Consider the following 14,340-nt stretch of genomic DNA (forward strand, 5'->3'; position numbering starts at 1 on the left):
AGGCGGGGCCGGGCTTTCGGCCGCGCCCCGGGCGAGAAGCGCCAACCCGGTGAGGCCGCCGCACCTCCGTCCGCTCCAGCACCGCCGCGGCCGGCCTGCGCGCCAGGCCGGTGAGGACGTGGTGTCGGCGGCCGTGGGGGTCAGGGTGCCAGGGTGCCGCTCGCCAGGGCGTCGGTGGCGGCCCGGGTCAGGGTCTGGGCCAGGGACGCGGCCTGGGTGAGGGTGGTGGCGAAGGTCGCCAGGCGGGCGAAGGCCGCACCCTGGCGCTGCTGGTCGGGGAGTGGGAGACGGGGCAGTTCGACGCGGCGGATGTCGAGGCGGGCCGTCGTGGTGGCGTGGCTCGCGGCGCGGCGGGTGCCGGCGGTGGAGCGGAGGTGGCCGGCCAGGAACTCCGGGTCGAGGGCGGCCGGGTCGGGGCGGAGCAGGTGGAGGCGGCTGCCGAGGGCGGCGCCGACGAGGGGGCCTTCGGCCGGGACGACGCGGGCGAGGCCGCCGCCGAGGGCGGGGACGAGGACGTCGCCGGGGCGGGTGCGGAGGTCGCCGACGGGGCCGGGGGTGGCGAGGGCGGCGGTGGGCGGGTTGCCGGCGGCGAGGTCCTGGTCGGTGACGACGAGGGTGTCGCCCTGGCCCGGGCGGGTGGTGGCGCCGGTGCCGGAGGAGTACACCTCCAGTGCACCGCCGCGCACGAGCTCGCCGATGGTGACGACGCCGACGGCGGGTTCCGCGCCGGGCGGGGGCAGGAGGGTGGCGGGGTCGGCGAGGCCGGCCAGGAGTTCCGCCAACCGCCCGCTGAGGTGGGACAGTTCGCCGGCGCCACCGAGCGGGGCGGCGGGCGGGACGTGCCGGGCGGGCGAGAGGTCGGTCTCGTCGTCGAGCAGGTCGATCGCGGCCATGGCCCGGCGGACGCCGGGGACGTCGGCGGGCACCGGCTCGCCGTCCCGGGCGGCCCGGTCGAAGGCGCGCCAGGCGTGGACGACGGTCCGCCGCAGCGCGGGCCAGTCGACCTTGTCGCGCCCGCCCTCCACCGGGACCGACCCGGCGTCGAGCAGCAGCACCTGGCGGAAGTCGTCCCCGGCCCGGGGCGCGCGGAGCACCCAGAGGTGCAGCGGCACGCCGTACGGCGGGGCGGCGCCGGCGGGCAGGGCGATGACGGCGCGCAGGGCGCCGGAGCGGAGGAGTTCGGCGCGGACGCGGCGGCCGGCCCGGCGCCCGGCTACGGCGGGGGGCAGCAGGAGGGCGGCGAGGCCGCCGGGGCGGGTGTGCGCGAGGCAGTGCAGGACCCACGCGAGTTCGGACTCGCCGCGGGGCGGGACGAGACCGCCCGGCCACCGGGTGTCGAACTGCAACTCCTCGTGCCCCCAGTCCCGTTCGTTGTACGGGGGCTGGCAGAGCACCGCCTCGAAGGTGTCGCCGGGGTAGGCGTCGGCGCGCAGCGCGTCGCCGGCGCGCACGGCGAGCGGGAGCGGGCCGGGTTCGGCGGCGGGGGCGTGCAGGGCGAGCCGGAGCTGGGCGAGGGCGGCGGTGACGGGGTCGGCGTCCTGGCCGTAGCGGCCGGTGGTGTGCGGGTGGGCGAGCAGGACGGCGCCGAGGCCGGCGGCCGGGTCGAGCACGGTGGCGGGAACGCCGGCGACGGCGGCGAGCAGCTCGGCGGCCTCCGGCGGGGTGGGGCTGAGCTGGCGGGTGTTGGCCTCGGCGTAGCGGGTGAGCAGTTGCTCGTACGCCCCGGCGGCGCCGGTGTCGGCGGCGAGGGCGGCGAGCAGGCGGGCGAGGTCGAGCTGGGTGCTGCCGAGGAGTCCGGGGAGGCGGAGGAGGCCGGCACCGTCCGGGCCGAAGGCGTGGACAACGGTGTCGGTGACGGCGCGCGGCAGCGCGGTGGCGAGGCGCGTGTCGGGTTCGGCGGCGAGGGCCGCCCAGCGCTCGGGGGCGCGGTGCAGCAGCAGGAGGACGGCGCCGGCCTCGACGAGGGGGGCGGCGGGGTGACCGGCCGGGTCGCGGAGGGTGTCGACGAACTGCCAGGCCCGCTCCAGGGGTGGGAGTTCGGCGATCTTGCCCTGCGCGCGCAGCCACGCCTCGACCTCGCCGAGCGCGAAGGTCGGGCTGGCGTCGGTGCCGCCGACCGGGCGCGGGAAGTCGGCGTGGCGGCGGCGCCAGTTGCTGACCGCGGCCCGGCCGACGCCGGCCAGCCGGGCGATCTCGACGGCGGTCACTTCGGCTCGGTCCGGCACGGGGGCTCCTCCGACGTCGCACGGGACAGGGATCAACGGGTGGGTGTGATCACACAGCATAGCCAACGCCACACATCCAGAGCGTTCACACGTGAACAGAGAGGTTTCATTAAAGGTCGTTGACATGGTTCACAGCGAGTGGTGTGATCTCTCTGTCGGCACCGCACCACCAGGCACCGCCGCGACACCACCACCGAGAACCGGAGAGACCCATGTCCATCCGCACGACCGCCCGCCGCGCCACCACCCGCCGCTCCGCCGCCCTCCTGCTGGGCGCCGCGCTGATCACGCTCACCGCGACCGCCTGCAACTCCACCGGCACCACCGTCTCCACCGAGGCGAAGCAGACCGCCCCGGCCGCCGCGGGCACCTCCGCCGGCGCCCCCGCCGCGCCGAGCAAACCCGCCGACGCCCCCAAGGCGCCCGCCAAGATCGGCGACACCATCGCCCTCAAGGGCACGGACAAGGCCAACACCGCCGACGTCGTCGCGGTGAAGGTGGTCGACCCGGCCGAGAGCGCCAACGAGTACCTCAAGCCCGCCGACGGCAAGCACTACGTCGCGGTGCAGTTCCAGATCAAGGCCACCGGCGCCCAGGCGTACGGCGAGGTCCCCGCCAGCAGCGCCAAGGTCGTGGACACCCAGGGCCAGGCCTACGGCCCGAACCTGGAGGAGACCAAGGCCGGCCCGGCCTTCCAGACCCCCACCAACATCGCCCCCGGCGAGACCGGCAAGGGCTTCGTCACCTTCGAGGTCCCGGACGGCGTCAGGCTCGACAAGGTCCAGTTCGCCCTGGACAACGGCTTCGCCAACCAGGTCGGCCAGTGGAAGATCGGCTGACCCCGGGCCGCGCTCCCCGCACGAACGCGACGGCGGCCCCGGGCCGAGCCCGGGACCGCCGTGCACCAACCGCCTGCGGGTGCTACTTCTTCGCCCCCGCCAGGTCGTCGAACATCGCCGACAGGAACTCGCTGCACCACCCCAGCAGCTCCCGCCCGACCAGCGGCTTGCCGCCGATCCGGCCGGTGCTCGGCCGGGGCACCAGCAGCTGCTGGCTGGCGGCCTTGACCTGGCTGCGCGGGTACAGCCGGTTCAGCCGCAGCTGCTGCGACTCGCGCAGCTCCACCGGTCCGAACCGGACGTTCGCCCCCTGCAGCGTGATGTCCGAGATGCCGCACCGCCGGGCGTACAGCCGCAGCGCCGCGACCAGCAGCAGGTTCTCCACCGGCTCGGGCAACTTGCCGTAGCGGTCGACGAGTTCGTCCCGGACCTGCTGGATGTCCGCCTCCGAGTTGACCGCCGCGATCGAGCGGTAGGCCTGCAGCCGCAGCCGCTCACCGGGCGCGTAGTCGTGCGGCACGTGCGCGTCGACCGGCAGCTCGATCTTCACCTCCAGCGGCTCCTCCTCCGGCTCGCCGCCGTTCGCGAGCGACTCGCGGAACTCGGCCACCGCCTCGCCGACCATCCGCATGTAGAGGTCGAAGCCGACGCCCGCGATGTGCCCGGACTGCTCGCCGCCCAGCAGGTTGCCGGCGCCGCGGATCTCCAGGTCCTTCATCGCGACGTACATGCCGGCGCCCATCTCGGTGTGCTGGGCGATCGTGGCGAGCCGCTCGTGCGCCGTCTCGGTGAGCGGCTTCTCCGGCGGGTACAGCATGTACGCGTAGCCGCGCTCGCGCCCGCGCCCGACCCGGCCGCGCAGCTGGTGCAGCTGCGAGAGGCCGAAGGTGTCGCCGCGCTCGACGATCAGGGTGTTGGCGTTGGAGATGTCGATGCCCGATTCGACGATCGTGGTCGACACCAGGACGTCGAACTCCTTCTCCCAGAAGTCGACGACGACCTTCTCCAGCTGGGTCTCCCCCATCTGCCCGTGCGCGGTGGCGATCCGCGCCTCGGGTACGAGGTCCTTGAGCCGGGCCGCCGCCTTGTCGATCGACTCGACCCGGTTGTGGATGTAGAACACCTGGCCCTCGCGCAGGAGTTCACGCCGGATCGCGGCCGAGATCTGCTTCTCGTCGTAGGGGCCGACGAAGGTCAGCACCGGGTGCCGCTCCTCCGGCGGGGTGGTGATGGTGGACATCTCGCGGATGCCGGTGACGGCCATCTCCAGCGTGCGCGGGATCGGGGTCGCGGACATCGTCAGCACGTCGACGTTGGCGCGCAGCTTCTTCAGCTGCTCCTTGTGCTCGACGCCGAACCGCTGCTCCTCGTCGACGATCACGAGGCCGAGGTCCTTGAACCTGGTCTCGGACGAGAACAGCCGGTGGGTGCCGATGACGACGTCCACCGAGCCCTCGAACAGCCCCTCCAGGACGGCCTTCGCCTCGCCGTCGGTCTGGAAGCGGGACAGTGCCTTCACCGTGACCGGGAAGTTGGCGTACCGCTCGGCGAAGGTCGAGAAGTGCTGCTGCACCAGCAGCGTGGTCGGCACGAGCACGGCCACCTGCTTGCCGTCCTGCACCGCCTTGAACGCCGCCCGAACCGCGATCTCGGTCTTGCCGTAGCCGACGTCGCCGCAGATCAGCCGGTCCATCGGGACGGACTTCTCCATGTCCGACTTGACCTCGGCGATGGTCGTCAGCTGGTCCGGCGTCTCGGCGTACGGGAAGGCGTCCTCCAGCTCGCGCTGCCACGGGGTGTCCGGGCCGAAGGTGTGGCCGGGCGCGGCCATGCGCGCCGAGTACAGCTTGATCAGGTCGGCGGCGATCTCCTTGACCGCCTTCTTGGCCCGCTGCTTGGTCTTGGCCCAGTCGGCCCCGCCGAGCCGGTGCAGCGTCGGGGCCTCGCCGCCGACGTACTTGGTGACCTGGTCGAGCTGGTCGGTCGGCACGAACAGCCGGTCGCCGGGGTGGCCGCGCTTGGCCGGCGCGTACTCCAGCACCAGGTACTCGCGGGTGGCGCCCTGGACGGTGCGCTGCACCATCTCGACGTACCTGCCGACGCCGTGCGCCTCGTGGACGACGTAGTCGCCGGCGACCAGGGCCAGCGGGTCGATCGCGTTGCGGCGCCGGGAGGGCATCCGGCGCATGTCCTTGGTGGAGGACTTCTGGCCGGACAGGTCGGTCTCGGTGATGACCGTCAGCTTGAGGTTCTCGTCGACGAAGCCGTGCTCGATCGAGCCGCAGGAGACGTACACGACGTCCCGGGTGGGCGCCTCGGCGAGGTCGGCGACGAGCCGGGCCGCGATGCCCTCGTTGCCCAGCACCTCCGCCAGCCGGGAGGCCGGTCCGTGGCCCTCCGTCACCATGACGACCCGCCAGTCGGAGGCCAGCCGCTCCTTGGCGTCGGCGATCGCGCGCGCGGTGTCGCCGCGGTAGGCCTCGACGGCGTGCATGCCGAGGGTCAGCGTATTGGCGTCGAACTCGAGAACGCCGTCCACCGTCGACTCGCTCGTCGCGAACGGGCTGACCGACCACCAGGGCAGCCCGATCTCAGCGGCGTGCTCGCGCACCTCGGCGAGCGAGCGCAGCGAGGCGGCGGAGACGTCGATGGTCTCCAGGTCGATCGGCCGGTCCCCGCCGGCCGCGGCGGCGACCCAGGAGGCGTGCAGGAACTCCTGGCTGGTGGCGACCAGGTCGGCGGCCCGGGTGCGCACCCGCTCGGGGTCGCAGACCACGGTGACCGAGCCGAGCGGCAGCACGTCGACCAGCAGCTCCATGTCGTCCACCAGGACCGGCGCGAGCGATTCCATGCCCTCGACCGCGATGCCCTCGGCGATCTTGTCCAGGATCTCGGCCAGCCCGGGGTGCTCGGCGGACAGCTCGGCGGCCCGCGCCCGCACCGCGTCGGTGAGCAGCAGCTCGCGACAGGGCGGCGCCCACAGGCCGTGCTCGGCGATCTCCAGCGAGCGCTGGTCGGCGACCTTGAAGTAGCGGATCTCCTCGATGTCGTCGCCCCAGAACTCCACCCGCAGGGGGTGCTCCTCGGTCGGCGGGAAGACGTCCAGGATGCCGCCGCGGACGGCGAACTCGCCGCGCTTCTCGACGAGTTCGACGCGCGCGTAGGCGGCGGCGGACAGTCGGCGGGCGACCTCCTCCAGGTCGTGCGACTCACCGCGCCGGACGGCGACCGGCTCCAGTTCGGCCAGCCCCTTCACCTGCGGCTGGAGCACCGAGCGCACCGGGGCGACGACCACCTGCACCGGCCCCGCCGCCGGATCGTCCGCGCGCGGGTGAACGATGCGGCGCAGCACGGCGAGCCGACGGCCGACGGTGTCCGAGCGGGGCGACAGCCGCTCGTGCGGCAGCGTCTCCCAGGCGGGGAACTCGGCGACGGCGTCGGGCGGCAGCAGCGAGCGCAGGGAGGCGGCGAGGTCCTCGGCCTCGCGGCCGGTGGCGGTGACGGCGAGCACCGGACGGCCGTGGTCCCCCGCCGCCGCGGCGGCGAGCGCACGGGCGAGCGCGGCGATGGCGAACGGCCTGGCGGCGGGCGGCCCGACCAGGTCCAGGTGGCGGCGGCCGCCGGCCGCGGCTCCGGTGGCGGTGGCCGCCTCGATCGCCTCGGCGAGCGCCGCGTCCCGCGCGACGACATCGAGAAGTCCGGTCAGGCTCATCTGGGGTCTCTTCTTCGTCCCGTGGCTGGTGCTGCCTCCGGGCGGCGAAGGCCCGCCGGGGCAACGCGAACGGCCCGGCACGCCGAGCGGCCGGGGGTCTCCAGCCTACGCCGCGGCACCGACACGCACGCGGTGTACGGCCCCGGCGGGGCCGGGCGGGAACGAACCATCCTCCCGGGGCCCGGCAGGAGCACCCGCGGACGAACCACTGGACGGAACACCGGGCGGGCCCGTGGACGAACCGACGGGAAGGCCGTCCGGCTCCGCTCCGCGATCCGCCACGAAGTGGCCATACTCCTGTCACTGCCCGTCCATGGAGATCGCGCACCATGGTGAACGTGCCCGCCGCACCCAACCGTGGGGGATGGCTGCGGAGGCACTGTCGCACCCCCGATGGGGGTCGGAGGTGCGCGGCCGGGCGACCCTGGGTGGGGGCGCCCGCCCAAGCGCCGGGAACCGTGGCGCCCTTTCCTGGAGGGCGCCACGGGTCTCGGCCTCAAGCGTTCCCGGGGCCCGTACGGGCCGGGCGACCGCACCCGCCCGACCCGCACGCGGGCCTCCGGCGGGCTACCAGCGCGAGAGGTTGATGTCGTACATCATCACCTGGCGGCCCTGGTTGGCGTTGAAGTCGTACTGCTCCCAGCTGAAGACCGTCCAGGAGCCGAGCCCGCCGCCGAGGTAGGTGACGACCCGGTTGTTGCCGGCGTCGATCCGGTCGACGTTGTAGACGCGGACGGCCATCCAGCCGTCGTTCGCGAAGCAGAGCCGCCCGCTGTAGCCGTAGTTGTACACCTTCGCGAAGTCGTTCCGGTTGCCGCAGTCGACCCGTTCCACGGCCTGTGCGCCGGGCGCCGGCAGCAGGGCCGCGGCGGCCGCGGTGAGCACCACCAGCGCACCCGGTCGACGGGCCTTCGCATTCCTGTTCCGGTGGTCCGAATTTCGCTGGTCCGATCGGAAATGTGTGCGGATAACCATGGACCCTCCATCGGTCGCGGTTGCGACTCCAGAGATTTGCACGGCGGGACAGCCCCGGACAGTTGTTTTCCGGCCAAGCCGATCCTTCGCGGCCGCCCCGGGAACCAGCCGCGAAGGAATGCGCTAGGGTCCGAACAGGCTTGCCGCGCTTGAGGATCGGAGCACTCGCTTTGCAACTTCCCGGGCAGTTCGGACGATTCACCGCCGGCGCCCTCACGGCGACTCTCGCGGCATTTTCCGCCGGCTGTTCCGGCGTTTCCGGAAGCGGCTCGTCGGATTCCGCGCCGACCCCGCCGGAGGTCTCCGCGGCGCGGGCCCCGGAATCCGGCCGGGGTGGAATGACCGGACTTCCACTCTCCGCTTATCAGGCCGACGACCGGAGCGCCGTGAAAGAGATTCAGGTGCGGAATGCGCTCGTCGGCTCGTGCATGCGCCGGGCCGGATTCGCCGCGTTCGACGGGGACGGCCTCCAGCCCGCCGAGGCCCCCGACAACGCGACCGCGCTGCCGGCCGGCGCCTGGGGCTACCTGGGCGCCGGGGCCGCCGCCGTCCAGGGCTTCCACCCGCCGCGGCGCACGCTCCCCCGCCCGGCCGCCGCCCCGGCCGGCTCCGGCGAGGCCTACGACGCCGCGCGGGTGGACTGCGACCGGCAGGCGGCGGAGCGGATCGGCCCGCCGCAGGGGCCCGGCACGGACCTGGTGGACCGGCTGTTCGGCCAGTCGCTGACGGCCACCGGGGCGGACGCCCGGGTGGCCGCGGCGACGAAGGACTGGTCGGCGTGCATGGCCGCGACCGGATTCGCGGTCGAGCGCCCGGAGGCCCTGCCGGAGCGGTACCGGGGCGCCGCGGAGATCACCCCCGCCGAGCTGGCCGCCGCCCGCGCCGACCTCGACTGCACGGCCCGGAGCAGTCTGGCCGCCCTCTGGTTCACCGTCCTCGCGGGCTACCAGCGCCAGCTGATCGACCGCAACGCCGAGGCCCTGGCCGCCCGGCGGGAGGCGGTCAGGGCCCAGGACGCGAAGCTCACCGCGCTGCTGGCGGACGGTGCGCCGGCACAGTGAGCCGCCGGATCAGCGGCGGCGGTAGGCGACGGTGTTCGGGGTGGCGTAGCCGCTGCCGTCGTCCACGATGACGATCTTCGGGATGATCCGGGTCTCCTCCGGCTCCCCGTCGGCGGCAACGGCCCCGACGGCGGCGGCCTCGGCCGGATCGGTCCTCGGCGGCGCGACCGGCATCGGCGGCACCACGGCCGGCGCCACGGGGCCCGTCGCCACGGGGCCGGTCGCCACGGGAGCGTCGGCGGGAGCGGCATCGGCAGGGACGCCGGTCTGGGCGGACGGCAGGCGTAGGGCGGCCGTCGCCGCCGCCCCGGCCGGCACGTCCCGCTTGCGCGGGTCGGGCACCGGGATCTCGCCGGTCTCCGCCTCGGGGTCCGTCTGCACCGCGTCCGTCTGCACGGCGTCCGCAGGTTCGGCGGCGGCCACGGACGCGGGCTCGATCTGGCCGACCGCCGCCCCGGTGAGCGAGGCCAGCGTGGCCTTGATGTGGTCGAGGTGCTGCTGCACCGTCTCCAGCCGGACCGCGAACTCGCTCTGCTCCCGCTCGCTCACCGCGTTGACCTTCTCGGCCTCCCGGCGGGCCTGCTCGATCAGCTGGTCCGCCTTGGCCTGGGCCTCGGTCTCCAGCTGCTTGATCCGGCCGAGCACCGTCTCCCGGTGCTGCTCGGCCTCCTTGAGCCGGCGCTCGGCGGTCGCCGCGACCTCGGCGTCCTCCGCTTCGGCCGTGGCCTGGGCCTCGGCGAAGGCCTCGTCGGCGCTGCGCCGCCGTTCGGCCAGCTCGGTCTCGGCCTGCTCGCCGGCCTCGGCGGAGGCGACACGCACCTTGGCGGCGTAGGCGGTGGCGGCGTCCCGGGCGGCCCGGTCGTCGCGGTCGGCGTCGCCGCGAATCGTCTCGGCCTCGGCGCGCGTGCGCTCCTCGGTGCGCCGGGCGGCCTGGTCGGCCTCGCTCCGGGTGGTGGCCGCGTACTCCTTGGCGGCGCGGTCGGCGGCCTGGCCGGCCTCGTACACCTCCTCGCGCAGGTCCTCGGCGAAGCGTTCGGCCTTCTCCCGGACGGCCCTGGCCTCGTTCTCGGCCATCACGGCCAGTCCGGCGGCCTCCTCGCTCAGCACCGTGTAGTCCGGCGCCGGGGCGTCCTCCGCGGCCTGGCGGACCTCCGCCAGCCGGTCCTCCATCTGCCGGATCCCGGCGCCGAGGACGCTGAGCCGCTCCCAGGCCTCGTCGCGCTGCGCGGTGAGCGCGGCCAGGGCGCGGTTGACCTGCTCGGGCGCGTAACCGCGCCGGGCCACGGTGAAGCCGTACTGGGGGACGGCGTCGCTCATGGGCTCTTCCCCTCGTGTCGCGGGCTGCGGAGCCCATGATCGGACGGAACGGACGGATCCGGAACCGGTGCGGCGACCGGGTCCGGATTCCTGCGTCGGACGGATCGGGACAGGTCGAGGACCGGAACGAACAGACCCACCCGCTTGACCTATTTTGCGCAGATCCGGACGAAACCCCAACGAGGCACCGCCGCGACGACACGCCGAAGGGGCCGTTCCGGACACCGGAACGACCCCTCCCCACCTGCGAGGATCCGTGACGGTCCGCTACAGCAGGCCGTCCCAGAACTGCTCCAGCAGCACGGCCCACCAGGTGTCCGTGTTCTGCAGGGCCGCCGGGTCGATCGCGGCGAGCTGCGCCTGGAAGTCGGCCGTCCAGTGTCCGGCCTGCTCCGGCGTCAGCCCGTACCGCAGCCGCCACATGCGGCCCAGCAGGGCCAGCGAGCGGACGAACTCCGGTACACCGGTGTTGACGAACCGGGGCGGCTGGCCGGTTCCGTCGACGTCCACCGCGACCACGTTCGCGGTGCCGTACTGGACGCACAGCTGGCGGCCGTAGTCGTTGCCGAGCACCAGGTAGCCGCCGAAGTCCGGGCCCTGCTGCAGGCCGCGCTCGGCGGCCAGCTCGGCGAGCGTCGGGATCGGCCGGCCGTCCTGCGCCTGCGCCCAGAAGAACGGCCCGAAGTCGCGCGGCAGCCCGGCCCACATCAGGGTCTGCGCGACGGGTTCCGGCACGCCCTGGCGGGAGACCGCGCGCTGCTCGAAGCGGAACACGTTCGGCCCGAAGTGCTGCCCGAGCTCCTGCGCCAGCTGCTGCGGCGGGAGCGGCGGCAGCGCCTGGACGGTGCCCGGCACGGGCAGCGGCACCCGCAACGGTCGGGCCCGCTGCGGGCCCGACGCCAGCTGGTGCAGCTCGTCCAGGTGGTCGAGCAGCTCGGCCATCCCCGCCTGCCGGGACGCGTGGTCGCGGCCGTAGGAGGCGGTGTGGGTGAGCCGGACGTTCGGCCAGGAGGCGGCGATCATGCGGTTGCAGTAGCCGCCCGGCAGGTCGCAGGACTCCAGCTCGGTGTAGAGCTCCAGCACCTGGTCCGGCGGCACGTTGAGCCGCCGCAGGTCCTGGAGGATCTTCCACTCCGGGTGCGGGGTGCCGGGCTCGCTGCGGTGCAGCAGCTTCTGCTCGGAGCCGTCCGGGCTGCGGTAGCTGAGCGCGGCGAAGTAGCCGGGGCCGACCGTGGGCACGCCCGGCGGCACCGGGGCGGCCTGCGGCGTGCCGGGCACCGGCGCCGGGGGGACGACACCGGGGGCGCCGCCCGCGTTCGGGTAGCCGTAGCCCGCGGGCCCGGCCGGAGCGGCCGGGCCGCCGGGCGGCGGCGGGACGGCCGGGCCGCCGGACGGCGGGGTGCCCGGGTCCGCCGGGCCGCCGCCCAGCAGCGCCGGGTCGATCGCGCTCGCCAGCTGGGTGGCCTCGTACGCGATCCCGGCCGCGGGCGCGCCGGGGGCCGGCGGGCCGGCGGCGGGCGCGGGTGCCGGGGCGGCCTGCGGCGCGCCGCCGCGCAGGCCCGCAGGGGGCGGGGGCGGCGGAGCGGAGGCGGCGCCACGGCCGCCCGGGTTGGCGGCGGGCGCGCCGGAGCCCGGGGTGTGCCGCAGGCCGGCGGGCGGGGGCGGCGGCGGGGCCGACGCGGCGTTGCGCCCGAGCGCGCCGCCCTGGGACGCGCCGGGAGCGGACGCGTCGCCGCGCAGTGCGGCGGGCGGGGGCGGCGGGGGCGCGGAGGCCGCGTTGCGGCCGAGCGCACCGCCCTGCGGCGCCTCGGCGGGCGCGGGCGCGGGGGTGGCCGGGGCGCCGGGCAGGCCGCCCAGGCCGGGGCCGCCGGGCGGGGCGAGCATGGTCGGCGCGTACTCGACGGCCGGACCGGCCGGCGGCGCGGCGGGGGCGGGCGCCTCGGGGGCGCCGGGCAGGCCCATCAGGCCGGGGATCCCGTCGGACGGCGCCAGCATGGTCGGCGCGTACTCGACGGCCGGACCGGCCGGCGGCGCGGCGGGGGCGGGCGCCTCGGGGGCGCCGGGCAGACCCATCAGCCCCGGGACCTCACCGGGCGGCGCCAGCAGCGTCGGCGCGGGCTCGGCCACCGCCGGAGGCTGCGCGGGAGCGGGAGCGGGAGCGGGCGGCGCCGGGGGCATGCCGCTCCTGGGCATCAGCGCGGTCGCGGCCTCGGAGCCGGCCGGCGGGGGCCCGTCGGACGTCTCGGAGCCGAGCGTGCGCAGGCTCTCGGGCATCAGCATGGTCGCCGCCTCGGAGCCGGCCGGGGCGGACGCGGGCGGGACCGGCGGAGCCGAGTGCACCTGCGGCGGGACGGCCGGCTCGTCGTGGCCGGGCGGCGGCGCGAGCATGGTCGGCGCGTCCCCGGCGGGCCGGTCGGAGACCGGCGGCGCGGTCAGGACGGCCGGCGGGGGCGTGGGCGGGCCGGTCGGCGGCGCCCAGGAGGCGGCCTCGGCCGGAACGCCGGCCGCGTCGGGAGCGGGCGCGTCGACGGGAGCGGGCGTGTCGAAAGGAGCCGCCGGATCGCCCTGCAACGACGGGGCCGGGCCGGGTACCGGAACGCCGGGCTCGACCACCGGCTCCGGCAGCGGAGTGGGCACCGGGGCCGGATCGGGAGCCGGGGCCGGAACGGGAGCGGGAGCCGAGGCCTCGCCCAGCCGCTCCGCCTCCGCCGCGATCGCCGCCGCGCCCGCCTCCTGGAGCCACTGCGGCGGGCTGAGCAGGAAGGACGTGGCCTCGACGGGCCCGGGCGCGGGCTTCGCCGCCCCCGCCGGGTTGGCCGCGACCGGCCGCCCGTACACCTCCTCGTACTGGCGGACCACCTCGTTGACGGGCAGCGCGGGCCAGAGCGTGCTCGCGCCGGAGTCGCGGGCGATCACCAGCCGCGCCTCACCCGTCGAACCGCCGTCGCCGCCCGCGTCCGGAGCCCCGTCCGCCGGCTGCACCGCCCAGCAGACGAAGCCCAGGTCGAACTCCCGGACCCGCACCTCGCACTGCTGCGACCGCGGCACCCCGCCGTTGATCCACTCCTCGGCGAGCTCCTGCGCCTGCGCGTACGTCACCACGCCCGGTTCACCCCTGTCCCCATCTTCGTCGTCCCCGTCGTCCCGTCAGCTCCGCCGACCCCGCAGGGCCCCGTCAGTCCACCGGGACGGCCCGGGCGAACCCGCCGTCCACCATCAGCTCCGCGACCGTCTCCAGCTCGGGCGGGCTGCCGGCCAGCCGGAGCAGGAACTCGTCGAAGTCCTCGCCGCAGGGCAGCAGCAGCCGCTCGGTCCGGGCCTCGGGCGACTCCGGGGCACCGGTGTCGCGGGCATCGTCGTACAGGTGGAACCAGACCGTTCCGGTCCGGTCGCCGCGGACCTTGAGCGCGACGATCCCGCCCTGGGCGTAGGCGATGCCGAGGTAGTCCTTGGTGAGGTGGTCGCGCAGGCACTTGTTGGCGTACACGACGTCCGCCGTCCCGTACTCCTCGGTGAGGCTCAGGAACGGCTGGTCGAGCAGCATGCCCAGCTCGGTGTCGAGCGCGACGCCGACCGGGGCGCGGCCGCCGCCGAGCTTGAGGAAGGTGCGGTAGGCGCCGGGCAGCCGGTAGCCGAGGCGGTCCTCGGCGCGCTGGAGCAGGTCCTCCGGGACGCTGATCGGGTCGCCGCCGTCCAGGGCCAGCGGGAAGTGCACCGGCCGGCGCTCCTGGAGCGGGCGGGTGCCGCGGTGGCCGTGGTCGGCGGCGGAGGTGGCGAGGCCGCCGTGGTGCCGCAGCAGCGCCTTGACCTCGACCGGGACGAGCTCCATCCGGCGCCAGCCGGGGGCGGCCCGACCGACGACGTGGTGCCAGGTCCAGCCGGGCGGGGTCGCGACGGCGGTGTGCAGGTCGGCCCAGAGCGGGTGGCCCTGGGTGAACAGCGCGGCGTTGGCCGAGACGTAGTCGGTGAGCCGCAGCTCGTCGACGCCGAGGCCCTCCGGCGGGTCGGCGACCTCGGCCGCCGCGGCGGCGTACGGACCGAAGTCCGGGTAGCCGTGCTCGTCCACCCGGACCCCGGCGGGGTACCGCTCCGCGCGGACCGGGTCCGGGAACTGCACCACCTGACCTGCGTATGCCGCGTTCGGTGCGGCGGCGACGCCGGGCCGACCTGTCGTCATCTGGGAGCCCCCACTGGCTGCTGCAACATCGGTG

At 75.6% G+C, this 14,340-nt stretch carries 8 protein-coding genes; 2 read left to right on the plus strand and 6 right to left on the minus strand.

From position 1 onward, the window contains the following. Positions 1-140: 140 nt before the first annotated feature. Positions 141-2,225, minus strand: coding sequence for an N-6 DNA methylase (locus tag ACWCXH_RS25710; RefSeq protein WP_449803835.1), 2,085 nt, complete (start codon positions 2,223-2,225; stop codon positions 141-143). A 212-nt stretch (positions 2,226-2,437) separates the two neighbouring features. Between ACWCXH_RS25710 and ACWCXH_RS25715 the strand changes: the two genes are divergently transcribed. Beyond that, positions 2,438-3,064 (plus strand): DUF4352 domain-containing protein, encoded by a 627-nt coding sequence (locus ACWCXH_RS25715; protein WP_449803836.1) that lies wholly within the window; start codon positions 2,438-2,440, stop codon positions 3,062-3,064. Positions 3,065-3,146: 82 nt separating this feature from the next. Here ACWCXH_RS25715 and mfd read toward each other — a convergent pair whose 3' ends face one another. Together mfd and ACWCXH_RS25725 are read right to left on the minus strand one after the other, a co-directional pair. After that, positions 3,147-6,776, minus strand: a complete 3,630-nt coding sequence (mfd, locus tag ACWCXH_RS25720; RefSeq protein WP_449803837.1) for a transcription-repair coupling factor — start codon at positions 6,774-6,776, stop codon at positions 3,147-3,149. A 567-nt stretch (positions 6,777-7,343) separates the two neighbouring features. Further along, the gene (locus ACWCXH_RS25725; protein ID WP_449803838.1) at positions 7,344-7,664 is read right to left on the minus strand and encodes a beta/gamma crystallin domain-containing protein; all 321 of its coding nucleotides are present in this window, start codon (positions 7,662-7,664) and stop codon (positions 7,344-7,346) included. A 488-nt stretch (positions 7,665-8,152) separates the two neighbouring features. Here ACWCXH_RS25725 and ACWCXH_RS25730 point away from each other — a divergent pair, with 488 nt between their 5' ends. Continuing rightward, positions 8,153-8,812: a hypothetical protein gene (locus ACWCXH_RS25730; protein WP_449803839.1), complete on the plus strand. Its 660-nt coding sequence runs from the start codon at positions 8,153-8,155 to the stop codon at positions 8,810-8,812. A gap of 9 nt (positions 8,813-8,821) precedes the next feature. Here ACWCXH_RS25730 and ACWCXH_RS25735 read toward each other — a convergent pair whose 3' ends face one another. From ACWCXH_RS25735 to ACWCXH_RS25745, 3 genes are all read right to left on the minus strand, one after another. Continuing rightward, on the minus strand, positions 8,822-10,129 hold the full coding sequence (locus ACWCXH_RS25735) for a hypothetical protein (protein WP_449803840.1): 1,308 nt from the start codon (positions 10,127-10,129) through the stop codon (positions 8,822-8,824). A 267-nt stretch (positions 10,130-10,396) separates the two neighbouring features. Continuing rightward, complete coding sequence (locus ACWCXH_RS25740; RefSeq protein ID WP_449803841.1) at positions 10,397-13,231, minus strand: SUKH-4 family immunity protein; 2,835 nt, start codon at positions 13,229-13,231, stop codon at positions 10,397-10,399. A gap of 73 nt (positions 13,232-13,304) precedes the next feature. Next, the gene (locus ACWCXH_RS25745) at positions 13,305-14,306 is read right to left on the minus strand and encodes an SMI1/KNR4 family protein (RefSeq protein WP_449803842.1); all 1,002 of its coding nucleotides are present in this window, start codon (positions 14,304-14,306) and stop codon (positions 13,305-13,307) included. Between the last annotated feature and the right edge of the window lie 34 nt (positions 14,307-14,340).

The sequence above is a fragment of the Kitasatospora sp. NPDC001660 genome, assembly GCF_053596725.1.

Excerpts from the sequence above, each read along its gene's own strand:
- mfd (WP_449803837.1), bottom strand. The coding sequence starts at position 6,776 with ATGAGCCTGACCGGACTTCTCGATGTCGTCGCGCGGGACGCGGCGCTC.
- ACWCXH_RS25735 (WP_449803840.1), bottom strand. The coding sequence starts at position 10,129 with ATGAGCGACGCCGTCCCCCAGTACGGCTTCACCGTGGCCCGGCGCGGT.
- ACWCXH_RS25715 (WP_449803836.1), top strand. The coding sequence starts at position 2,438 with ATGTCCATCCGCACGACCGCCCGCCGCGCCACCACCCGCCGCTCCGCC.
- ACWCXH_RS25745 (WP_449803842.1), bottom strand. The coding sequence starts at position 14,306 with ATGACGACAGGTCGGCCCGGCGTCGCCGCCGCACCGAACGCGGCATAC.